This is a genomic window from Paenibacillus solanacearum (genome assembly GCF_910593845.1).
Classification (GTDB): Bacteria; Bacillota; Bacilli; order Paenibacillales; family NBRC-103111; genus Paenibacillus_G; species Paenibacillus_G solanacearum.
This window is the reverse complement of record NZ_CAJVAS010000016.1, coordinates 90,183-113,524: the sequence shown is the minus strand read 5'-3', so window position 1 is coordinate 113,524 and position 23,342 is coordinate 90,183. Positions and strand designations below refer to the sequence as shown.

Annotated in this window: 23 protein-coding genes; 19 read left to right on the top strand and 4 right to left on the bottom strand. The window is 56.0% G+C overall.

Annotated elements, in window-relative coordinates; translation table 11 throughout:
- Positions 1–144: 144 nt before the first annotated feature.
- Positions 145–1,488: an ABC transporter substrate-binding protein gene (locus KXG62_RS18325; protein ID WP_218093443.1), complete on the top strand. Its 1,344-nt coding sequence runs from the start codon at positions 145–147 to the stop codon at positions 1,486–1,488.
- 125 nt (positions 1,489–1,613) lie between these two features.
- Here KXG62_RS18325 and KXG62_RS18320 read toward each other — a convergent pair whose 3' ends face one another.
- Complete coding sequence (locus KXG62_RS18320; RefSeq protein ID WP_218093442.1) at positions 1,614–3,329, bottom strand: methyl-accepting chemotaxis protein; 1,716 nt, start codon at positions 3,327–3,329, stop codon at positions 1,614–1,616.
- A gap of 326 nt (positions 3,330–3,655) precedes the next feature.
- Between KXG62_RS18320 and KXG62_RS18315 the strand changes: the two genes are divergently transcribed.
- The 14 genes from KXG62_RS18315 (at position 3,656) to KXG62_RS18250 (ending at position 17,260) form a co-directional block, all read left to right on the top strand.
- Positions 3,656–4,921: a ribulose-bisphosphate carboxylase large subunit family protein gene (locus tag KXG62_RS18315; protein WP_246627511.1), complete on the top strand. Its 1,266-nt coding sequence runs from the start codon at positions 3,656–3,658 to the stop codon at positions 4,919–4,921.
- A gap of 20 nt (positions 4,922–4,941) precedes the next feature.
- Entirely contained in the window at positions 4,942–6,303 is a 1,362-nt protein-coding gene (locus tag KXG62_RS18310; RefSeq protein WP_218093440.1) for a four-carbon acid sugar kinase family protein, read from the top strand.
- A gap of 36 nt (positions 6,304–6,339) precedes the next feature.
- Entirely contained in the window at positions 6,340–7,005 is a 666-nt protein-coding gene (locus KXG62_RS18305) for a GntR family transcriptional regulator (protein WP_218093439.1), read from the top strand.
- A gap of 57 nt (positions 7,006–7,062) precedes the next feature.
- The gene (locus tag KXG62_RS18300) at positions 7,063–8,085 is read left to right on the top strand and encodes a zinc-dependent alcohol dehydrogenase (RefSeq protein ID WP_218093438.1); all 1,023 of its coding nucleotides are present in this window, start codon (positions 7,063–7,065) and stop codon (positions 8,083–8,085) included.
- A gap of 48 nt (positions 8,086–8,133) precedes the next feature.
- Positions 8,134–9,147: a TRAP transporter substrate-binding protein gene (locus KXG62_RS18295; RefSeq protein ID WP_218093437.1), complete on the top strand. Its 1,014-nt coding sequence runs from the start codon at positions 8,134–8,136 to the stop codon at positions 9,145–9,147.
- Between the two features lie 82 nt (positions 9,148–9,229).
- Positions 9,230–9,718 carry a TRAP transporter small permease gene (locus KXG62_RS18290; protein WP_218093436.1) on the top strand — a complete coding sequence of 163 codons (489 nt, stop codon included), beginning with the start codon at positions 9,230–9,232 and terminating at the stop codon, positions 9,716–9,718.
- Entirely contained in the window at positions 9,718–10,992 is a 1,275-nt protein-coding gene (locus KXG62_RS18285) for a TRAP transporter large permease (RefSeq protein ID WP_218093435.1), read from the top strand. Before KXG62_RS18290 ends, KXG62_RS18285 begins: the two co-directional genes overlap by 1 nt.
- A 30-nt stretch (positions 10,993–11,022) precedes the next feature.
- The gene (locus KXG62_RS18280) at positions 11,023–11,688 is read left to right on the top strand and encodes a class II aldolase/adducin family protein (RefSeq protein WP_218093434.1); all 666 of its coding nucleotides are present in this window, start codon (positions 11,023–11,025) and stop codon (positions 11,686–11,688) included.
- Positions 11,689–11,778: 90 nt separating this feature from the next.
- Positions 11,779–13,059, top strand: a complete 1,281-nt coding sequence (locus KXG62_RS18275; protein ID WP_218093433.1) for an ArsB/NhaD family transporter — start codon at positions 11,779–11,781, stop codon at positions 13,057–13,059.
- A 316-nt stretch (positions 13,060–13,375) separates the two neighbouring features.
- Positions 13,376–13,894, top strand: coding sequence for an NUDIX hydrolase (locus KXG62_RS18270; RefSeq protein ID WP_218093432.1), 519 nt, complete (start codon positions 13,376–13,378; stop codon positions 13,892–13,894).
- Positions 13,895–13,953: 59 nt separating this feature from the next.
- The gene (locus KXG62_RS18265; RefSeq protein WP_218093431.1) at positions 13,954–14,136 is read left to right on the top strand and encodes a hypothetical protein; all 183 of its coding nucleotides are present in this window, start codon (positions 13,954–13,956) and stop codon (positions 14,134–14,136) included.
- 87 nt (positions 14,137–14,223) lie between these two features.
- Positions 14,224–15,165: a TRM11 family SAM-dependent methyltransferase gene (locus tag KXG62_RS18260; protein WP_218093430.1), complete on the top strand. Its 942-nt coding sequence runs from the start codon at positions 14,224–14,226 to the stop codon at positions 15,163–15,165.
- Between the two features lie 154 nt (positions 15,166–15,319).
- The gene (locus tag KXG62_RS18255) at positions 15,320–16,312 is read left to right on the top strand and encodes an aldo/keto reductase (protein ID WP_218093429.1); all 993 of its coding nucleotides are present in this window, start codon (positions 15,320–15,322) and stop codon (positions 16,310–16,312) included.
- A 108-nt stretch (positions 16,313–16,420) separates the two neighbouring features.
- A complete protein-coding gene (locus KXG62_RS18250; protein ID WP_218093428.1) occupies positions 16,421–17,260 on the top strand; it encodes a serine/threonine protein kinase in 840 nt (279 codons plus the stop codon).
- A 100-nt stretch (positions 17,261–17,360) separates the two neighbouring features.
- On the opposite strand, the gene KXG62_RS18245 is transcribed toward KXG62_RS18250, so the two are convergent.
- Entirely contained in the window at positions 17,361–17,552 is a 192-nt protein-coding gene (locus KXG62_RS18245; protein WP_246627510.1) for a hypothetical protein, read from the bottom strand.
- Between the two features lie 216 nt (positions 17,553–17,768).
- Here KXG62_RS18245 and KXG62_RS18240 point away from each other — a divergent pair, with 216 nt between their 5' ends.
- Positions 17,769–18,188 (top strand): HIT family protein, encoded by a 420-nt coding sequence (locus KXG62_RS18240; protein ID WP_218093427.1) that lies wholly within the window; start codon positions 17,769–17,771, stop codon positions 18,186–18,188.
- Between the two features lie 4 nt (positions 18,189–18,192).
- Here KXG62_RS18240 and KXG62_RS18235 read toward each other — a convergent pair whose 3' ends face one another.
- Together KXG62_RS18235 and KXG62_RS18230 are read right to left on the bottom strand one after the other, a co-directional pair.
- Positions 18,193–18,435 carry a hypothetical protein gene (locus KXG62_RS18235; protein WP_218093426.1) on the bottom strand — a complete coding sequence of 81 codons (243 nt, stop codon included), beginning with the start codon at positions 18,433–18,435 and terminating at the stop codon, positions 18,193–18,195.
- Positions 18,436–18,507: 72 nt separating this feature from the next.
- On the bottom strand, positions 18,508–18,711 hold the full coding sequence (locus tag KXG62_RS18230; protein ID WP_218093425.1) for a cold-shock protein: 204 nt from the start codon (positions 18,709–18,711) through the stop codon (positions 18,508–18,510).
- Between the two features lie 207 nt (positions 18,712–18,918).
- Here KXG62_RS18230 and KXG62_RS18225 point away from each other — a divergent pair, with 207 nt between their 5' ends.
- The 3 genes from KXG62_RS18225 to KXG62_RS18215 all read left to right on the top strand — a co-directional run bounded on the left by KXG62_RS18225 (position 18,919) and on the right by KXG62_RS18215 (position 23,273).
- Positions 18,919–20,868: an LTA synthase family protein gene (locus KXG62_RS18225; RefSeq protein ID WP_218093424.1), complete on the top strand. Its 1,950-nt coding sequence runs from the start codon at positions 18,919–18,921 to the stop codon at positions 20,866–20,868.
- 177 nt (positions 20,869–21,045) lie between these two features.
- Positions 21,046–22,365, top strand: a complete 1,320-nt coding sequence (locus KXG62_RS18220; protein WP_218093423.1) for a deoxyguanosinetriphosphate triphosphohydrolase family protein — start codon at positions 21,046–21,048, stop codon at positions 22,363–22,365.
- Positions 22,366–22,430: 65 nt separating this feature from the next.
- The gene (locus KXG62_RS18215; RefSeq protein WP_218093422.1) at positions 22,431–23,273 is read left to right on the top strand and encodes a protein-glutamine gamma-glutamyltransferase; all 843 of its coding nucleotides are present in this window, start codon (positions 22,431–22,433) and stop codon (positions 23,271–23,273) included.
- Positions 23,274–23,342: the final 69 nt, after the last annotated feature.

The window sequence follows — 23,342 nt, the reverse complement described above, 5'->3', positions numbered from 1 at the left end:
AGCATCCGGTATGCAACCTGTCTTTTTATTGTCGGAAAATTAAAAACTTTCATTCTTCGCCTTCTTCCGTCATATGACCTAGTAATAGGATAAATCCGCTGATTCGTAGAGCGGATGCGATGGAATTGACAGGGGGGCTGGAGAATGGAAAGAAGACGATGGAGCATGCTGCTTGCAGCGGCTTTGATGGCTTCCATAATGACGTCTTGTGCGGGAAGCGGCGCTTCCGGCGGAAATGGCGGGGCCGCAGGCGGTCCGCAAGCGAGCGGAAAGGAGCCGGCCGCCGAGGTCCCGGTCAATACCGGGCCGAAGGAAATTACGATGTACACGGCCGGCGGGGCCATCGACGAGAAGGTGTTCAACGAGATGTACGGCAACGCGATCCGCAAGAAATTTCCCGACGTAACGCTGAAATATATTCCGAGCGGCAAAGGCTCGACACTGCAAGAGCTGCTCTCCGCCGGTACGACGATCGACATCGTGTTCGACTCGATCGGGTATGCCTATAATTTCCGCAATTTCGGCCTCCAGTACGATATGACCCCGCTGATCAAGGCCAAAAATATCGATCTCGGCAAATTCGAGCCCTCCACGATCGAATTCCAGCGCAGAGTGGGCAACGGAGCGATCTATTCGCTGCCGGTCTGGACCGCGACGGCGGCGCTGTATTACAACAAAGACATCTTCGATAAGTTCGGCGTCCCGTACCCGAAAGACAACATGAAATGGGACGAATTGTACGACTTGGCCAAAAAGCTCACCCGCTCCGAGGGCGGGGTACAATATGTGGGCTACGTTACGGCCGCGGGGTCACAGGCGAATACGAATCAGCTCGGCTTGAAATACGTCGATCCGAAGACCGGCAAGGCGCAGATCGATAGTGAAGACTGGCGGAAGTTTATGCAGAGCATCGTCCAGTTCTTCCAGTTCTCGGGGATGCAGTGGACCGCCCAGAACAGTACGGTGGCGGCGATGCGGGCGATGTTCGAGAAAGACCGCACCGCGGCGATGTACACAAACTTCAGCGGCGGCACGCCACCGGACGATATGAATTGGGATGCGGTATCGGTACCTTATTATGAGCAGGCGCCGGGGGTGGGGCCGCAGTCGTATCCCGCCTACTTGTCGGTGACGAATTTGAGCCAGAACAAGCCGCTGGCATTCGATATTGTCGCCTATCTTGTATCCGAAGAGTATCAGCTTGAGAATACGAAGCAGGGCCGGGCGACAGTGCTCAATAACCGCGACATATTGAAGCATTACGGTGAGGCCATGCCGAAGTTCAAAGGGAAGAACATTGCCGCGATGTTCCCGCAGAAGCGCGCCGAGCTCGGCACGTACTCACCCGAGGAATCGATTGCCTCGTCCAAGTTCGCCGCTGCTTTTACAGACATCATTACGACGAAGAAGGACGTCGTAACCGCGCTGCGGGAAGCTAACGAAGCGGCGAACAAAGAGATTGAAACGCTGGCCGCGCAAAAAAAGTAAGCTCCGGTGCCGACGATGCGGCGGCGGAGAAGGCGCGCCCCGCAAGCGAACGAACAGGGGCTTTCCCGCTTGCCATGGATATCTGGCAAGGGGAGAGTCCCTATGTTTTTTGTGGCTACAAGCCGTTATTTGATTACGAAGCGGTTTACAAGCGTGCTGAGCTCGCGGGAGACGTTCAAGAGCTCCTCGACCGACATATTGATCTCGTCCATCGAGCGCGCCTGCTCGCCGGATTGGTCGGCATACTGCCGGTTCGTTTGCGATACTTGATCGGCATACGCTTCGATGCGCCTCATGGAAGCGTCCATTTGCTCACTCCCCGCAGCCATTTCTTCAATCCCCGCCGTAATATCCTGGATGCGGTCGTTCATATGCTGAATCCACTCGTAAATTTGGCTGAACGATGCTGATACCTCGTTGACCTTCGTCTGCCCCTGATGCAGCTCGGTTGTCCATGCCTGAGTCGATGCGAGCAAATCGCGGGTACTCTCCTGGATGCGGGCAATCACGCTTCCGACATATTGGGCGGAAGCTTTGCTGCTCTCCGACAGCTTACGCACCTCAAGCGCCACGACGGCGAATCCGTTGCCCGCTTCGCCGGCCCGTGCGGCCTCAATAGAGGCGTTGAGCGCCAGCAGGTTCGTTTCCTCAGCGATCTGCCTCATCGTGGACATGATACCGTCGATTTCTGCGGAATGGCTGCCCAGTTCCTGAACGATCGAACCGGTCTGCTGCGACTTCAGCAGGATGGAAGTCATGGAATCCAGCGCCCCGGCGACGACGAGACGCCCTTCGCTTGAAGCCCTCTCCATATCGCTGGAGAGGCTGCTTACTTCATCGATATGGGTGGCCACCTGCTTGAGGCCGGTTGACATCTCCCGGATGACGACGGTATCTTCCGATACGTTTCCTGCCTGTGCATCGGACGCCGCGGCGGCCAGTTGCATTCCTTTGTTCATTTCCTGGGACGTTTCGCCGGTTGTCTGAGCGTAGCCCCGGATATGGCCTGAAAGATCGGATAATCGATGTACGGAGCGTTTGGTCTGGGACACGATCGAAGCGATGCTCTGCCGCATCGTTTCAAAGCCGGCGGCCAGCCGGCCAAGCTCATCCCGCCGCTCCGTTGACAGCTCACGGGACAGATCTCCGTCTTCGACATGCTTGAAGGCGCCCAGCAGCAGCCGGACCGGCTTCATGATCGAGAAGGTCATCAGCGAGCCCAGCAGGCCGGAGATGAGCAGCGAGAAGAGCATAATGAGGAGCGTCGACCATTTGATGCTGCCGTAGCGGCGCATCGATTCGTTGAAGCGGGAATCGGCTTTCTCCTGATTCAGTTCGATAAAGCCCTGGAACGTACGATCAATGCCGTCTTCCCTTGTGAGCATCTCCTTCTCATATAACGATCGGGCGAAAGCATCCTGCCCCTCGTCGGCTAATGCAAGCACCTTTTCAATCGTCTTGGGATATGTATTCCAGAGCTGCCGGAACAGACTCAGTTCTTTGCGTTCCTCATCGGTAAGATCGCGGCTTTCGAATCGCGAGAGAAGCTCGTCGATTACTTGTTGCTTCGCCAAAATGGCTTCTTTCTCTTTCTTCCGGGACTCGCTGTCGCTCAGCAGCAAGTAACTGCCGACAGCCGTATTGATCCGGTGATAGGAGCTGGAGATGTCGCCGAGATCTTTGATCGTCCGATAATCGTTGTCGTACAGATCGACAAGGTTGTCGTTCATGCGGTTTGTGTTGATCAATCCTGTCAAATTACCAATCGTGAGGATGACTAAGATCGCGACGAAGCAACCGATGAACTTGACCGAAATTTTCAAATCATGAAACCATTTCATTCCTATACCCCGCCTTGTTTTGAAGTTATACATTCCCCGTGACGATATGAAAGTACGTTAATGACAGACACTCGTCAGGGAAGCCACATCGAACCGGAAGCTTCCAGCTGCAAGACAAATATTAACGAAACGTAAAAAATTGTCATTGACACTGAAAGCGGTTGTAAATATGATGTTACATATAGATCTAACATAGATCTAAGATAGATTCAAGTTAGATTTTGTATTCAAGCACATAGAAGCACTGAAATGAAAGCGTTATGAAACCGTCGATCGGCGAGGCTGAACGCGCGGTTTGCATCTTTCGAAAGAGGAGGGATTCGACGTTGGATCGCAATCGAATCTTGGCCACCTATTACATCGAGACGCCTTTCCCCTTGGAATATGCGGCGGAGGCCATGGCGGGAGAGCAGTCGACCGGGACCTTCGTCACGGTACCGGGTGAAACACCCGAACTGAAAGAGAAGCACGGAGCCAAGGTTGTCAGCGTTACCGAGCTGGAGGCTGTCCGGCAGCCGTCCTTGCCCGGTTCCCGGCTGCCTGCAGGTATGGACGCGTCACATGCGACTTATCGGCGTGCGATCGTAACATTATCGTTCCCGCTGGATAATATCGGTCCTTCGCTGCCGAACCTGATGTCGACGGTAGCCGGCAATTTGTACGAGCTCGGCGAGTTTTCGGGGCTGAAGCTGATCGATCTCGAGCTGCCGAACGCCTTCGCGGACCGATATCCCGGTCCGGCCTTCGGCATCGAAGGCACACGCAGGTTGACGGGCGTTCAGAGCGGACCGCTGGTCGGCACGATTATTAAGCCGAGCATCGGCCTTCACACGGAAGACTACGGTCCGTTGGTACGGCAGCTTGCGGAAGCGGGCATCGACTTCATCAAGGATGACGAGCTGTGCGCGAATCCAGCCTTTGCCCCGCTGGAAGAACGGGTCAAGGTCGTGATGGAGGAAATCGAGCGGGTGGCGGACCGAACGGGCAAGAAAGTGATGTACGCTTTCAACATTACCGGCGATATCGACGAGCTGCGCCGCAATCACGATCTGGTGCTGAAGGCGGGTGGAACTTGCGTTATGGTGTGCGTCAACAGCGTCGGCTTTGCCGGCACCGCCTACTTGCGTAAGTATTCCCAGCTTCCGATACACGGACACCGCACGCAGTGGGGAGCGATGTCGCGCAGCCCGCTGCTCGGTATGAGCTTTACGGTTTTTCAGAAGCTGTGCCGACTGGCCGGCGTCGATCATCTTCACACCAACGGCCTGAACAACAAGTTCTCGGAGGATAACGAGACAGTGGCGCAGGCGATTCGGGACAGCCTCAAGCCGTTTCTAGGCGGATATCATATGATGCCGGTGCTTTCTTCGGCGCAATGGGCCGCGACCGCGGTTCCTACGTACGAAGCGGTTCATTCGGCCGACGTTATCTCGCTGGCTGGCGGCGGGATTCTTGCCCACCCGGGCGGCATCGCGGCCGGCGTACGCAGCATGCGCCAAGGCTGGGAGGCGGCGGTGCAGGGTGTTGCGCTCGAAACCTACGCGCAGAGCCATCCGGAGTTGTTACGGGCGCTGCACAAATTTTCTAAATGACAGTTATGGAGGAACACAACATGAAGGACAACGGGCTGCTGCTCGCTTTTTACGGCGACGACTTTACCGGATCGACGGATGCAATGGAAGCACTCGCGATCAGCGGGTACCGGACGGTTCTTTTCCTGGAGCCGCCGACGCCGGAGCTGCTGCAACGGTTTGAGGGCATACGCTGTATCGGGGTCGCGGGAACGAGCCGCGCTAAAAATAACGCAGACATGGAAGCTGAGCTTCGGCCGGTATTCGAGCAGTTCGCCGCGATTCAGCCGCCAGTCGTTCATTACAAAACCTGCTCCACCTTCGATTCCGCGCCGGAAGTCGGCAGTATCGGCAAAGCGATCGCCGTGGCAAGGGATTACTTTACGGATCAGCCGGTCGTTCCGCTGCTGGTCGGCGCGCCTCCATTAGGCCGCTACACGCTGTTCGGCTCCCACTTCGCGCGGATGCACGACGCGGTGTACCGTTTGGATCGGCATCCCGTTATGTCGAGGCATCCGATCACGCCGATGAAGGAGGCCGATCTTCGCTTACATCTGTCTGAGCAAACGACCGAGCGGATCGGGCTGATGAACCTATTGGAGCTGGAAGGTGGCATCGACGCTGTCAAGGCGCGGTACAGCGAGAAGCTGGGCGAGCCCGGCGTGCTGCTGTTCGATGTGCTGGACGACGAGCGCCTGCGTGTTAGCGGCCAGCTGATCTGGGAATCCTATCCGGATCGGACCAACTTTGTCGTCGGCTCCTCCGGGGTCGGTTACGCAATGACCGCCCATTGGAAGTCGGCAGGCATTGCACCGAGCGGTGAGCAGCAAACAAGCACGGTTAAGCCGGCGGATCAAGTATTTGCCGTATCGGGCAGCGCCTCGATGGTGACGCAGCAGCAGATCGAAAATGCGGTGAAGGCCGGGTTCCGGGCGATCCGCATCCCGGTTGACGATATCGTACGGGGCGAATCCGCTCCGAGAGCGCTGCTCGATGAGGCGATCCGCCTTGTGCGGGACGGACACAGCGTCATCTTGTATACGGCAATGGGTCCGGACGATCCCGCTATTGCTGAAACGCGCGAGCGCTTCGCGGCGATGGGCATTCCCGAGCTGGAGTCGGGTGAATTTATCGGCAGACAGCTGGGGCGATGGACGCGGGAAGTGATGCAGGCAACCGGCATTCGCCGGGTCATTGTAGCCGGGGGCGACACCTCGGGCTTCGTAACCCGCGAAATGGGCATTTACGGCTTGGAAATGCTGCTGCCGGTTTCGCCGGGTGCTCCACTGTGCAAGGCGTACTCGCTCGAGCCCGAGCTTGAGGGTGTGGAGCTGGCGCTTAAAGGCGGGCAGCTCGGCGGTCCTGAATTTTTCGCTAATGTAAGAAAAGCATCTCAAGCATAAGACGTTTATCCGAATTCGGACGGGGAGGTGAACGGAGTGGAGAAGGAACCATCGGGGGGCACCAAGGCAGTCGGCGGGGCGCCGCTCCTGAAGGACGTGGCTTACCAGGTCATCAAGGAAAACATATTGGAAGAGCATTTTGCGCCGGGGCGATTTCTATCGGAACGCGAGCTGATCGAGTTTTTGCAAATGAGCAAAACCCCGATCAAAAATGCACTGGTGCGGCTGGAGACGGAAGGGTTTGTCACCGTGTTTTCCAAGCAGGGCATTATCATTAACGATTTGACGATTGACCGGATTACAGATATCTACGATTTGCGGACGGCGCTGGAGACGTACATCTGTACGGAGATTGCAGGCAAAATGACCGAGGCGCATTGCGAGCTGATTGAAAACAATCTTCGTAAAACCGAAGAGAAAGTCAAGGAACTCGACGGTAAAGGCTTTGCCGAGCTGGATCATGAGTTTCATCGACTGCTATGCGAATGCTCGGGCAACCAGGAAATTTACCGTGTGCTGCTCAATTATCAGGACCATTTGCTGCGGATCACGCTGCGGCATTTGAAGAAGGACCCGCATCGCATGCAGCAGTTTTACCAGGAGCACGTGGGCATCTACAGCCATTTGAAGCATGGGGATCCTCGAAGCGCGGAGTTGATGAGGGCGCACCTGCAGCAATCGAAGCAAAAGTTGTTTTTGTAACTCCGTGGAAGCGAACCAGAGATTAGAGACATAATAACCCAGTGGAGGGAACCGGAAATGAAAGCTGTTTTTGTGGAGGAAGCATACAAAGTTGTTGTGAAAGAAGTAGAGCAGCCGAAGTTGGCGGCCAATGAAGTATTGATCAAGGTGAAGGTGACCGGCATTTGCGGCTCCGACATTCACACGTATAAAGGACTTCATCTGTTCCGCAAGCCGCCGGTCATCATCGGTCACGAGATTGCCGGAGAAGTCGTGCAGATCGGCGAGGCCGTCACGCAGTTTCGGGTTGGCGATCGCGTCACGGTAGAGCCGCAGACCGGCTGCGGCGTTTGCGAGCAGTGCCTGACGGGGAACGTTAACTATTGCGGACGTCGCGGGGCGCCGGGGATCAACGGCTGGTACGGCACGATGGCCGAATATTTTGCGGCTCCGGAGCAGACAGTATTCAAGCTTCCTCACGGTATGAGCTACGATCAAGGCGTCCTGGTAGAGCCTTTTGCGGTAGGCGTGCATGCGGTGCGCAAGGCAGACATCCAGCTCGGCGACAAAGTGGCGATTCTCGGGGCCGGACCGATCGGATTATTGACGCTTGCAGCGGCGAAAGCGGCCGGAGCGACGACCGTGCTCGTGACCGACGTGATCGATTACGCGCTCGAAGGTGCGACGAATATGGGCGCTACGCATACGATGAACATCATGAACAAGCAGGATTGGACCAGCGAAGCGAAGGAGCTCGTTGGCGGGGAATTCGACAAAGTGCTCGTCGCTGTCGGCGTGCCGGGCATCGTGGACAACGCCATTTCGCTGCTCGGAAAAGGCGGACGCTGCGTCACGATCGCCATGTTCCACGGCACGCAAACGTTCGATATCGTGAACCTGCAGCAAGGGGAAAAAGAAATCATTGGCTGCATGACATATACGCGCGAAGACACTATCGCGGCCATTCATCTGATTGCGGCCGGCGCGGTGAAGGAAGACGTCATCATTACGCACAAGCTGCCTTATGATGAAGCGGCCAGAGGGTTCCAGATGGTGGACAAGAAAGAGGATTCCTCGCTCAAAGTGCTGGTTGAATTTTAATATCGGACTTATTCATAAACATATTCCATTATTGGGGGGCAACACATCATGTTGAAAAAAATGGGTCTGGCTGCATTAGCCATCGTGATGAGTACAAGCATCGTAGCATGCGGTCAAAAGTCGGGCGACCAGAACGCCGCCGCCGGCGGGGCCGCGAAGCAAGTGAAATTGAAGCTCGGGCATATTGCCGGCGATACCGATCCGTGGAACCTCGGAGCGAAAAAGTTCGCCGAGCTTGTAGATCAAAAGACGAATGGCAGTGTGAAGATCGATTTGTATCCGAGCTCCACGCTGGGCAATGACCGCGACTTGATTGAGGGCATGCAGCTCGGCTCCGTCGACTTCGCCCTGGTTGCCGGCGTGTTGTCCAACTTCTATCAGCCTTATGCGATTTTGGAACTGCCGTACTTGTTCCGCGACCGCACACATATGGAGAAAGTGCTTTATGGTCCGGTTGGTGAAAAACTGAAAGCAGATCTGCTCAAGAACACGCAAGTGCGCGGACTGCAATTCTGGGAACGCACACCGCGCCAGCTGACAGCCAATAAAAAAGTTACGACGCCTGCCGATTTGAACGGTTTGAAAATCCGCGTGCCTGAAATTCCGGCATCGATCTCCGCATGGAAGGCAATGGGTTCTACGCCTACGCCGATGGCGTTCAGTGAAGTGTACTCGTCGCTGCAAACCGGCGTCATCGACGCGCAAGAAAATCCGCTTGCGTTGATCGAAAGCTCCAAGCTGCAAGAGGTTCAAAAGTATCTGATCAACACGAATCACGTATACGGTTACGTTATGCTGACGATGAGCGACGCGACGTACAAGAAGCTGTCGCCTGACCAGCAAAAAGCCGTGGAAGAAGCGGCGAAAGAAGCGACGGATTATGAAAACAAACTCGTATACGAGCAGGAAAAAGAGCAGCTTAAAAAAGTTACCTCTGCAGGCATGCAAGTCGTTGACGTCGATGTGACTCCGTTCATGGAAAAAGCAAAATCGGTGCATAAGGATTTCGCCAAAACGCCGGCAGATAAAGAACTCTACGACAGCATCGTCAACACGAAGTAATCTGAAGGCTTGAAGGGCGCCGTTCCTCGAAGGGCTGGCGTCCTTCCCTGTTATCCGATTCTGGACATGAGGGAGATGTACCATGCAACAAGTAGTCAAATTGATCGATGGCATGAATAAGGTCGTTGGCATTCTCCTCGCGTTAATGCTCGGGACGATGTCTCTTTTGATCATAGCGCAAGTGCTGTGCCGGTTCGTTATTCATTACCCGTTGACCTGGTCAGAGGAGCTGTCCCGCTATTTGATGGCTTATATTGTATTCATCGGAGCCAGCTTGGCGATGCGGCATAACAAGCTCATCTCCATTGAGCTGCTGCCCGAGCTGCTGAGCGGCACGAAACGGAAAGTGCTGCACGTCATTGTGTTTACGATCTCGATTATCTTTTTTGTCATTTTGTTCAAGCAGGGGATCGATATGATTTCCCGTGTAAAAATGCAGCTGTCGCCCGCGCTCGGACTTTCCATGGCGATTCCGTACGCGTCGATCCCAATCGGAGCTTTGCTGCTGGCGCTGAATTCCATCGCTGCGATGATCGATGAAGTCACCTCCAAGAAGGAGGTTTCCAACTGATGGCTGTTATATTGATGATATGTATGCTGGCGTTTTTCGCTATCAGCGTGCCGATTGCCGTGTCGATGGGTCTTGCGTCGGGCATTGCGCTCTGGTGGGATGGCGGCACGCCGCTAATCGTGCTGGTGCAGCGATCGTTTACATCGGTCGATTCCTTTCCGCTCATGGCGATTCCATTTTTTATTTTAGCTGGTACGTTGATGGAATATGGTGGTATTTCCAAGCGATTGATAGCGCTTGCGAACGCGCTTACCGGTCATTTGCCCGGAGGGCTGGCCATCGTTACAATCGTGACGGCGATGTTCTTCTCCGCGATCTCCGGCTCGAGTGCGGCGACAACGGCAGCGCTGGGCAGTATGCTCATTCCTGCGATGGTGAAGCGAGGCTATCACCCGAACTTTGCCGGGGCGACGCAAGCGGTGGCTGGGGAGCTCGGGGTTATTATTCCGCCGAGCATTCCAATGATCCTGTTCGGTGTCTCTGCTTCCGTATCGATCGGCGACTTGTTTATGGCGGGCTTCGTCCCGGGGATCCTGATCGGCTTTTCCTTGATCTTAACCGTACTCGTTATTGCGAAGCGGCGCGATTACAAGCCGGAGCCGCGCAAATCGTTCCGTGAAGTGCTCGTGGCGTTCAAGGATTCATTCCTGGCGCTGCTGATGCCGGTCATCATTCTTGGCGGCATTTACGGCGGGGTCTTTACGCCGACAGAAGCAGCCGGCGTTGCCGTAGGCTATGCATTTATCGTAGGGGTACTGATCTACAAAGAGATCAAGCTGAAGCAGATTTTCCATATTCTTACGCAATCTACGGTGACGACGGCGACGATCATGTTCATTATTTCCAGCGCCGGACTGTTCGGCTGGATCATTACGCGCGAGAACGTGCCGCAAATGGTCGCTCAATTTTTTATGGGCATTTCCGATAATCCGGTTGTTTTCCTGCTGCTGGTCAATCTGTTTTTACTCATTGTCGGGATGTTTATGGAAACGAACGCTTCCATTATTATATTGGCTCCGCTGCTGCTTCCGGTTGCGATCAATCTTGGCATCGATCCGGTTCACTTCGGCATCATTATGATCGTTAACCTGGCACTCGGCATGTGCACACCGCCGCTAGGGGTCAATTTGTTCATATCGGCGCAGCTGGCCAAGATCAGGCTCGATCAAATATCCAAAGGAATGCTTCCTTATTATGTGGTCTTGCTTGTGACGCTGCTGCTGATCACATTTGTTCCGTCGATTTCGACAGGTCTTGTTCACCTGTTCAAATAGCACAACGATAAAGACTGGAGTTGAACGGCAATGCCGAATATTGAATCCGTCAGACAAGAGCTGCGGAGCGTCGGTAAATATATGATGGAGTACGGCTTGGCCTGGGGAAACGCGGGCAATATTAGCGCTCGTACGACGGATGACCGGTATTTGATCACGGCGAGCGGGACGTTTCTCGGCGAGCTGGAAGATGCCGATCTGGTGGAATGCACGCTGGGCGGACAAATCGTCGAGGCCGGTGGCAAAAAGCCTTCCAAGGAGACGCCGATGCACCGGGCCATCTACGAGAATCGTCCCGAGATCGGGGCGGTGCTGCATGCGTCACCTTTCTACAGCACGCTTGTGGCCTGCTCGTCCATCGACATTCCTTCGAACTGGTTCGTCGAGACGATGTACTACCTGGAGCGCGTGCAGCGGGTAGCATATCATGATCCGGGAAGTACGGCGCTCGGTGTCGCCGTGGCGGAGAAGGCGCGTGACGCGAATATTTTGCTGCTGGAAAATCACGGCGTTTTGGTGTATGATGTGAACATTCGCGAAGCGCGGATGGCGCTGCAAACGCTCGAGATGGCATGCCGGATGCTCGTGGAATCACGGACGGCCGGGATCGCCTTGAACGGCTTGTCCCGTGAAACGGAGACGCATTTTTTGGAGAAAGCCGGCTATAAGCCGAGAAGACAATGGAATAATTCGTAAGCTTATGGGGGAGTCTGTCAACGGCAGGCTCCTTTTGGCATGTTTGAAATGGTAATGAATGGAATACAAGAAAGGAAAGTGGGAACTTCGATGGAACACCAAGCCATATGGGCGATCTGTATCTTTTTGGTCATTTATGGACTCATCATTTCGGAGAAAATTCACCGCACCGTGCTGGCGATGGCCGGCGGCGTGCTAATGGTCGTCTTCGGCATTGTAAGTCAGGAGACGGCGATTCATCACATCGACTTCAACACGCTCGGCCTGCTGGTCGGCATGATGATCATCGTCGGCATTACCGCGAAGACGGGGCTGTTCAAATATATTGCGTTGAAGGCGGCCAAGCTGGCCCAGGGCAAGCCGACCCGAATCCTGATCGCGCTCACGGTCATTACCGCCTTCGGCTCGGCGTTTCTCGACAACGTGACGACCGTGCTGCTGATGGTCCCGGTCACGTTCAGCATTACGAGAGCGCTGCGCGTCACGCCAATTCCGTTCCTGATCGCGCAGATCATCGCCTCCAACGTGGGCGGGACGGCGACGCTCATCGGCGATCCGCCGAACATTATGATCGGCAGCGCGGTGCAGGAGCTGACCTTCATGGCATTTATCTCGAACCTCACGCCGATCGCTGTGATCATTATGGCTGTATATTTGCCGATCTTTCTGGCGATGTTCCGCAAGCAGATTCAGTCCACGCCGGAGCTGCAGGCCCGCATGATGGACATGGACGAGCGGGCGGAAATTACCGACTCGAAGCTGCTGAAAAAATGCCTGATCGTTCTCGGACTGACGATCGCCGGATTTTTCCTCCACCAGAGTCTGCATCTCGAATCGGCTACCGTCGCGCTGGCGGGAGCGTTCCTTCTGCTGCTGCTGACCGGCGAAAGCATGCTGGAGGACGCGTTTCATAGCATCGAATGGCTGACGTTGTTTTTCTTTATCGGCCTGTTCGTGCTCGTATCCGGTCTGGTCGAGACCGGTGTGATCGCCATGCTCGCGGAGAAGGCGATCGAGCTTACCGGTGGCAATGTCGCCGCCACTTCGATGCTGATCTTATGGCTCAGCGCGATCGCGTCGGCGTTTCTCGACAACATTCCTTTCGTGGCTACGATGATTCCGATGATTCAGGAGATGGGCACGATGGGCGTCACGAATCTGGAGCCGCTGTGGTGGAGCCTTGCGCTGGGTGCATGCCTGGGCGGCAACGGCACGCTCATCGGCGCCAGCGCCAATCTGATCGTCGCCGGGCTCGCAGGCAAAGAAGGGCATCCAATCAGCTTTACGACGTATTTGAAGTACGGCTTTCCGTTGATGCTGCTGTCGATCGCGTTGTCGAGCGTATACATCTACATCCGCTATTTGTTGTAACAAAAAAGACGGCAGGCTTATAAGGCGGACGCCTGATGAGTTCAAATGGCAAAGAGCAGACCCGGCGGTCCGAGCTTTGCCTTTTGCCGTTTCTTCATTTTCTTTTCTGCCGCATCGTATTACAATAGTTTCATAGATTATCGGTTTGAGGAGGTCCCGCGCATGGCTTTCGTGTTTCAAGCCGCCGAGTATCCGGCAAGCCCGGGTGCTGTATCATGAAGGCTGCGGCCGGGCGCATTTTGTATAAAACTTGCGCAGCCGGCTTCGCTCGTAGTTTACCCAAAACAATAGGTTTCGGTCGGACAAGGAGGAACGAATGTCGATGCTGAAGTATACGATCTGTTTTGTGATTAGAGGAAGCCGAGTATTGATGCTCAACCGCAGCAAGCCTCCGGGGATGGGGTGCTGGAACGGCGTTGGCGGCAAAATCGAGCCGGGCGAGACGCCGGAGCAAGGCGCTATCCGGGAAATTCGCGAAGAGACCGGCATCGAGGCGAGGGAGCTGTACTACGCCGGGCAGGTGACGTGGTTTTCCGCACTGGGTACGATGAGCGGCGCGCATCTGTTCGTAGCGGAGCTTCCGGAGCATGCGGATGAGGCGTACGCCGCGAACGAGGCGCCTCAAGAAACGGAGGAGGGACTGCTCGCCTGGAAGGAAATCGAGTGGCTGCTGGATGAACGGAACAAAGGGCTGATCAGCCATCTGCACCTGTATTTGCGCAGCGTTCTGGAGCGCACCGGCTGTTATGCGTTCGAATGTTACTTTAACGACCAGGGGCAGGTCATGCGGTTCGAGCAGTCCGCGCTGCATAAGATGGAAACGACCGGTGCATAGTAAAGTTTGCCGTCAAACCAAGGCGAGCATTTTACTGTGAAAACGGAGGCGTTATCGTTATGACATCGAGCAGAAATCATCAGGGCGCGCATGGCATCGGCCAAGCGGAAGAGCAGTTGAACCAGCAGGCGGAAGCGGCCGAGGCGATTCAAGGCACGAACGAGACGGATCAGGCCGTTCTGGCGGCTGCCAATCGCAATGAATCGGAATTGGACGAAATCATCGAACGGCAAAGCGATTAAGCCTTTGGCTTATACAGCGGCGCGGCCTGACGTTCCCGGCGGGGGAAGTCAGGCTTTTTTTCGCATGACAGGATATTCGAATCGGAGGTGGAGAGCATCGACAGCCCGCTTTACTTGTATACATACGCATGTCATGAGGACGAACGGCCGCTCTGCCGGCTGGAGCTGCGGACGCTATTCGGGGCCGAGCCGGAGGAAGCTCACGTACTCAGCAATATATTGATAGATGCCAGCCGCAGTCCGTTCGTGAAGCAGCGGCTGGCCGTCACCCATGAAGCAGCGACGCTGCCGGAGCTGGCGGAGCGGGTCAAGGGCGTCACTGCTGCGGAAGGGACGTTCAAGGTCGTATTCATCGAGACCGGCGCGCAGACGCCTCTCGACTATGACGGGCAGCGCCGGGCCGAACGGGCCATTGGCGCGCATATCCGCGGCACGGCGGAGATGCGCCGTCCGCAGCAGCTGTTCGGCGTCGCGCAGGCCGGAGGCCGCTGGCTGTTCGGCGCATGCGCCGTGAACGAGGCCGTATGGCTGTGGCACAAGGCGAAGCCGCAGCAGTATTCGACGGCGCTCAGCACCCGCGTCGCCCGTGCCGTCGCCAACATCGCGGTGCCGCGCCCGGAAGGGGTCCGGGCGGTCGATCCTTGCTGCGGCATCGGCACGGTCGTCATCGAAGCCCGCTCCATGGGCATCGACATGGAGGGCTTCGACCTGAACCCGCTCGCCGTCCGCGGCGCCCGCGCCAATCTGGCGCACTTCGGCATGCCCGATGTGGTAGCCGTCCGGGACATCCATGCATTGACCGGGCATTACGATGCCGCCGTGCTGGATCTGCCGTATAATTTATGCTCCGTGATCTCGCAGGAGCAGCTTCTTGCGATGCTGCGAAGCGTGCGGGCGCTCGCCGGCCGTGTGGTGCTCATCGCGACGGACCTGATCGACGAGCTTGCGCTGCAGACCGGCTTTACGATTCGCGACCGGTGCGTCGTGCGCAAAGGTACGTTCGCCCGGCACGTTCTGGTATGCGGCTGACGGCTTTCCGCTGACGTTGTCCAAGTATGGCATCGACTTGAATATCTGACATTATGCTATGTTTTCTACGCATGCTGACATATGCTTCACGGAGGTGAAGCAGTACAATGGAGAATAGCAATGGACAACAGTACAGATGGGAGAGAACGGTACAATGGCCTATACACCGAATGGCGAACGATATGGAACGATGAAATACAACACTTGCGGAAGAAGCGGGCTCAAGCTTCCGGCGGTTTCGCTTGGGCTGTGGCATAACTTCGGAGGAAGGGACGTCTATGAGAATGGGAGAACCCTTGTTCGCCATGCATTCGATCTGGGCATTACGCATTTCGATTTGGCCAACAACTACGGCCCCCCTCCGGGGAGCGCCGAAGAAAGCTTCGGCAGGATGCTGCGCGACGATTTCTCCGCGTACCGCGACGAGATGGTTATTTCAACCAAGGCGGGCTATTACATGTGGCCGGGACCTTACGGCGACCGGGGATCGAAAAAATATTTGGTATCGAGCCTTGACCAGAGCTTGAAGCGGATGGGACTGGATTATGTCGATATTTTTTACCATCATCGCCCTGACGCGGATACGCCGCTCGAAGAAACGATGGGGGCGCTCGATTTGATCGTGCGCCAAGGCAAGGCGCTTTACGTCGGCCTCTCGAACTACAACGCAGAGCAGGCCCGGGCGGCGTCGGCTATTCTGAAGTCGCTCGGAACCCCTTGCCTCATTCACCAGCCGCGCTATTCCATGTTTGCGCGCCAGCCCGAGGAGCGGCTGCTCGGTGTGCTCGAGGAAGAGGGCATCGGCTCGATCGCCTACTCGCCGCTCGCCAAAGGGATGTTGACGGACCGGTACTTGCACGGCATTCCGGCGGACTCCCGCGCCGCCGGCCAAAGCGTCTTCCTGAAGCCGGAGGAGCTTACAGACGAAGTGATGGGCAAAGTGCGGAAGCTGAACGAGATCGCGCTGCAGCGCGGCCAGAAGCTGTCGCAAATGGCAGTAGCTTGGGTGCTTCGGGGCGGCCGCGTCACATCGGCGTTGATCGGAGCGAGCAAGACCAGCCAAATTGACGATGCGGTACAGGCGTTGGCGCAGTCGGACTTCAGCCGCGAGGAGCTGGGGCGGATCGACGCCATCCTGCAATCATAACATCGGAAACGGGGAAAACGCCGGGCCGTGAAGGCTCGGCGTTTTTGGCTTGTCCGAGCAACCGGGGGGACGCTGCTTCGTATTTCCCGTTAGGAAGGAGCTGAGACCTTGCTGAATTATATGAAGGAAGTGCACCCGGCGTGGATCGATTATCCCCTGAGGGAGGGCAAACGGCTTGCCGCCGGCCGGTATTGCGTGGAACGGTTTCTCGGCGCTGGCAGCTACGGGCTGACCTACATGTGCCGCGAGCTGGCAACCGGACAGCCGGTCGTGATTAAGCAGCCCAAGCCGAGCAAGGGCAAGCTGGGAATCGAGCTGCTGCTGCGTGAAGCGGACATATTGAAAGCGCTGGAGCATCCCGCGATTCCGCGGTGGATCGAAACCTTTATGCACCACAAACGGCCGTTTCTCGTCATGAGCCATATGCAGGGGGAGACGGTAGAGGAACTGCTGTTCGAGCAGCATACCGTATTTTCGGAGAGGCAATCGCTCCGCCTGCTTCGCGGCGTGGCTTCCATTGCAGGTTTCATTCACAACCAAGGCTATGTTCATCTTGATCTTCGCCCGCCGAACGTGATCGTGCAGGGGGAACGGCTATATTTGATCGACTTTGGGCTTGCGGCGCGAATCGGCGAGCCGGCGCGCGTGGAGCCGAATGCGGACGAGGAGGCTTGGCGCAGGCGAATGGCAGAGCCGGACAGCGATCTGTACGCGCTCGGCCACTTCCTGCTGTTCCTTCTGTATTCGGGCTACGAGGCGGCTGACGAACGCCGGGCCTCGATCTTATCCAACGGCGGCGATGTACCCGGTTGGGAGCAGGAGCTGGAGATGCGCCCGGAGACCCGTCGTATCCTTCGCAAGCTGCTTCAGCTTGACGCGCCTTACCCGGGAGCTGCAGCACTGCTGCACGATGTGGAGGCGGCGGAAGCGCGCTTGGCGGAAGGCTGATGGCTGATTACAGGCTACAAAGAAATAGGCCGATCAGAAATCTCTGGCTGACCTGATCATAAGAAAAAGCCGCTGGAAGGCGGCTTTCATCAGCATGGAATCAAGAGCTGGAATGATGCTTTCGTTTGTAATAGCCGTGGCCCTGCTGCCGGTGCCCATACCCTGAGCGGTGGCTGGATGAATGCTTCGGGGCATATCGCCGATGCGCTGAGCTGCTGCCGTGTCTGTAATGTTTGTGCTTGGGAGATAAGGCGGACCCGAACCATTTGCGAAGCAGATGTTTGAACATCATGGATTCCTCCTTTGACCGGATAAACAACAATACGAAAATGGAAAGAAGAAGGTTTCGCAGCCTGGAGCGTTATACGCGCCCGCACATCATACCCGCATGCACGTCACGCACATCGCTGCATGCCATAGACAAATCCCCGTGCACCCGTTAGTATGGTCAGTAGAAGGATGCACACGTTAACAAATTTTATAGAACGGTAAAGGCAGGGGATTCCGAATGTCTCAAGACTGTATGTACTGCGCACGCGATGAGCGGTTGACCAATTTGATGATCGAAGTTGCTCCGATGCGCGTGTCTACCTTGTACTTGTTCCGCGAGCAAACGTATCGCGGCCGCTGTATCGTTGCGCTCAACGACCATGAGCGGGAGCTGTTCCAGCTGTCGCCCGAGGCGCAGGAATCGTATTTGCGCGATATCGCGCAGGCGGCGAAGGCTGTCCACACGGCGTTCGCGCCGGACAAAATCAACTACGGCGCCTTCGGGGACATGATGCCGCATGTCCACTTCCATATCGTTCCTAAATATAAGGACGGCTACACGTGGGGCAAGATGTTCGAGATGAATCCCGCGGGCAACGAGCAGCTGAGCGATGCGGAATACGAGGAGATCATCGCCCGGCTTCGCGCCGCGCTATAAGCCGTTAAGCCGGAGCCCCCGCTGTCTCCGGCAGCGCCGGCTCCGCGACGCTAATGCTCGGGCGGATGGACGGGGGACATTTGCTGTCACGGAGCGGCCGCATCCGGCCATGCGCCATCCAGCGGGACGGAGCGCCTTGGTCCGCTTCGGCTCTGCGCATCAACCGACTTATGCACTCGTCCAACCAGAACGAAGCCGCTTCGGCGAGCCGATAAAAAAATAGCCCTGCACCGGCAAGGAAACTCATCCGGGGCAGGGCTCGTTCGCGTATCGGCAGCATGCAAAAGGGCATTCGGCTAAGTGAGTTGAGGCGGTCTTGCTATGCTCTCCGTGTATTGTTGCTGAGCAGCGGAAGCAGCCGCGTGTCCTTGACCATCTGCGACTGGCATATCGGGCAAGCGGGACTCTCTTCTTCAAAGGCGAAGTTCGTTCGCATCCAGCAGGTGCATTCATGCTGGCTGCAGGCCCAGATCGGCGTTTCTTCTTGTTGCACAGGTTCCATTACTTTTTTGGAAAAATACATTCGGAATTCCTCCTTAAGAATTATGTAGATTGAACGGGAAACATGGAGAAAACCTGAGCCAAAAGTAGCAATTTTAGCCTTTTCACGCGAATTTCATGTTTTTTTAATGTTTAGCATTTACAATTGCTTAAAAATAGATACGGCCCGTTTCAAGAACAAAAACATTGGAGAGAATAACGTGTGACGGGCAGATAGGAGTGTGGAACGATGCGCCCTTTTACAAAAGGACAATCGACATCAACACCGCCGAAACAAGTAAATGCGGCTTATTACACTACAATCATTAGTGCAATGATTATAATTCCTTTGCTGCTCGTATTCGGCATCGAGTTCATACAACGCGGCACCGTCGCGAGTACGTGGGAATGGATTGCAGGGCAGCCGAAGCTGTTCGGCTTGAACGCTCTGCTTGCTTTTTTTGTTTATTTATTGGTGTATTGCGTCTTCGGCTCGCTGGTGCTGGCGACGGGAATTAGCGTACTGCTGATGTCGCTGATGTCGTTGATCAGCTTTTTCAAAGTGCGTCTTATTGGCGAGCCCTTTTTCCCCTGGGACATTTTTCTGAACAAGGAAACGATGAATATTTTGCCGCTCGTGACGAGCCATGAGGCGCTAGTCCGGCTCGGCATCGTGCTCGCGCTGTTGATCATCATTTTCGCGAGCAGACTGTGGATTCCGCGGCTGGGACTGCGCCTTCGGTCTCGGGCCGTCCTCGGGATTATAGCCGTGTTCGTGTTGTACTCGTTCGCGGTACGCCTGCCCTGGGCCAATGAATTGACGGATCGGGCCGGCTTTAGCGAGATCGTGTGGAACCAGCAGCAAAACTATGGCGACAACGGTCTGTCTCTTGCCTTTACGATGAACGTGAAAAATACGATTGTGCCGAAGCCGCCGGGTTACAGCGAGCCTTCCATGGCTGTCCTGGCTCAGGAAATGAATGAGCTTGCGCAGGTCAAAACGGCATCCGGCACGACGACCCCGCAGAAGCCAAACGTCATCTTTATTATGAACGAGGCGTTCTGGGATCCAACGCTGCTGCCGAACGTGAAGTTTTCGGAAGACCCGCTGCCTACCGTTCACCGGCTTCAAAAAGAATCGACCTCGGGCTACTTGCTCTCTCCCCAGTTCGGCGGAGGCACGAGCAACGTCGAGTACGAGGTGCTGACCGGCAACTCGATGAGCTTCCTGCCGGCCGGCTCCGTTCCGTACCAGCAGTATATCACCAAGCCGATCTTGAGTTTGGCCAGCTACTTCAAAACGATGGACTACCGGAGCACGGCCATTCATTCCTACGAAGGCTGGTTCTGGAACCGGGAGAACGTATACAAGCAGATGAACTTCGATAACTTCATCAGCAAGGATCAATTCGACAGTCCGAAGCTGAAAGGCCAGTTTATCTCCGATGAGGAAGTATCTAACCGCATTATCGAACAGGTCGAGAACAATGAAGACCCGACGTTCATCTATGCGGTGACCATGCAAAATCACGGCCCGTACGACGATCACCGTTATGGCGACGGAGGCAATTCGATTCGTGCCGAAGGGCCACTTACCGACGAGGCGCGCGACACGCTTGAAACGTATACGCAGGGTGCGCGTGACGCGGACCAAAGCTTGCAGAAGCTGATCGATCATTTCAAGAAATCAAGCGAGCCGACCGTGATCGTCTTTTACGGCGACCATCTGCCGATGCTTGGTTACAATTATGATGTATATGCACAAGCCGGGTTCATTCATACCGGCAAAAGCGAGCAGTGGTCGCTGGAGGAGCAGCAGCGGATGCACAGTGTGCCATTCGTGATGTGGTCCAATATGGGCTTGCCGAAAGAGCAGGTGCCTGTGCTGAGCGATTCCTTCCTCGGGACGTATGTGCTGGATCGGCTGCAGCTGGAGTTGCCTGGCGCCTGGGCGTACAACGCCGAGCAGATGAAGCGGACGCCGGGACTGCTGAGGGGACTTGTCGTCGACGCCGATCATAAGCTGCATGCGGAAGTACCGGCGGCGCTGGCCGATTCCGTAGAGAAATACCGGGAGCTGCAGTATGACGACCTGTTCGGCAAGCAATACTTTGCCAAATACAGCGGATCGAACGTCTATACGCAAGCCCCTGCGGAAGAAGACGGCGAGATGGTGAACGCCAGCGGCCCGGAGGAATAACGGCGGAGGCATAGGCGAAGGGACGGCAGGGCCGAAGCGGCCAACCTGCCGTCTTTTCTTTTCTCTTCGCTAGGCGAATGTGATATAATGTCACACAAACCAAGCGATCATGCCAACAAGCGGGCAGCAAGCTGAAGTGCATGATACGATAGCATACATAGATGCGGGGAGACGGGTATGGACTTAAGAAAACTTCGACTTGACGAGCCGTCGCTCGGCACTTTCAGCGAGGAACGGGACGAATACGAGCGCGATTACGCGCGGTTGATCCAATCTCCGGCATTTCGCCGGCTTCAGGGCAAGTCGCAGGTGTTCGGGGCGGGATCCGGCGATTATTACCGCACGCGCCTGACCCATTCGATTGAAGTGTCGCAGATCGCCCGGGAGGTCGCGCGGCGTATGGGCAAGCAGTACAAATTTTTGTCGCGCAAGGAGCATCCGGGACTGGTGCTGGACCCGGCGGTCGTCGAATGCGCCTCGCTGGCGCATGACTTGGGGCATCCTCCCTTTGGACATAAGGGAGAGGAAGTATTGAACCGGCTGCTCGGCGAGGAGCATGGACTGAAGTACGAGGGCAACGCGCAAAACTTTCGCATCCTGATGTTTCTCGAGAAGCGGGCCGGCAGCGGCAGCGGTCTTGATCTGACCGCAGCGGTCCTGCTTGCGATCAATAAATATCCTTACTTGCTCGATGAGCCCGGACGGTTGAAAGGGGCTTACTCGATGGAGTGGGACGGAGGCATCGGCGAGCTCCGCGCCCGCTGGGGCATGAAGGAAGGCTGCTCCACGCTGGAGGCGCAGTTGATGGACCTGTGCGATGACATCGCGTATTCCACGCATGATATCGAGGACGGCATCCGGGCCGGCAAAATTCAAATGAACCGGACGTTCTTCGAGGATGACCGGCTGGTGGAGCATCTGATTCAGGAAATCGTCAGCGATCAGGGCAACCTGGAGGTTGGCTGGGACCAGGTCAACATTCGGGAGATGGTCGAGCGGGTGCTCGGTGCCTATCTCAGCCAGTGGGAAAAAATATATAACGACTGCGGCAAGGAAGAGTCGCGCACGCGCCGCGAAATGAAAGCCCGGTGGGTCAGCGATTTTGCGGGCAAGGTCGGCATCATCGACGATCCGAAGAAAGGCTGGAAGCGCGTCACCTTCGTTCGCGACGGCAAGCAGGATCTCGATTTGCTGCGGACGATGGAAATATTGAAGAAGCTCGCATGGGTGACCATGATCAAAGATTTTCGCGTGCAGCGGCTGCAGAAGCGGAGCGAAATCATGCTGCGCCATTTATGGGACAGCTTTATCGTGCCGGATCAGGGCCGGCTTATCCTCCCCCCGGACTGGGTGGAAAATTACGAGCAGCATCAGGACAAATGGACATGGCCCCGCTTGATCGCCGATTATATCTCCGGGATGACCGATGCTTACGCGGAGAAGGTATATGCGGAGCTGTTCGCCAGCAAGTCGGGCTCGATCTACGAAATGGATTAAGATCGTTCTGTTCCTCCCCCTCTACAGCATATATATAGTCATCAAGCTGAGGAGGAACCATCAATATGATCATTGTGGCAGGAGGAAGCGTCCCGGTGGACCCTTCCGGTTGGCCGGAGCTTCAACGGGAAATTTATTCGCTGAAGCAAGCAAGCTCCAAATCGTATTATTACGACTCGCTGGACGCGCTCCGGTTCGAGCTCAAGATGCGCGAGGCGATTGTCGAAGCGTCCCTTGCGCTGGACAAGAGCGCGGCCGGGTTCGAGACGTTCCGCAAGTCGCGCTGCAACCCCGCCTATTGGATCCGCACATCTGAAGGCGGCTTTCGGCTGCGCGATAATGTGCGGCCATCCGATGCGATCCGCGACATTTATACGAACGGCCAGCTGTACGGCTTTGAGTGCGCTACGGCCATTATTATCATTTTGTACAAAGGCGTGCTGGAGACGATCGGTTCGGACAGCTTCAATCGACTGTTCGGCGGCCTCTATTTGTTTGCGTGGCAGCATGATAGCGACCTGAGGCTGATTACCGAGTATAACAAGAAAGAGTCGTATCCCGGCGACGTGCAATATTTCAAAAACCCTGACGTGAACCCGAAGGTTATGGAATGGCAGGGGGAAAATGTCATTCGGCTGCCGGGCGAGCTGTTTTTTGGCCATGGCATCGGCGTCGGGAACGCGGACAAAATCATAGGCAGGCTCAACCGGCATCGCAAGCCGGGAAGCAGTGTATCGGCTTATTTGCTGGACGAATCGACGTACCCGAACTTCTTCTACCTGAAGCAGGCGGCCGAGGGCCGAATGAACCGCTCGGATGCATCCGGGCTGGCGGAGCTGCCGTTCGCCGCGGGAGACGGAGTTGTGGCGCGAATCGGCTGGCGCACGATGCTGTATCATTTGTCCTGACGGCTAAACCATGGGGATGCACGAATGTCGGCGGAAATCCGCGGTTCGTGCTTTTTGCATCCGCCCGCA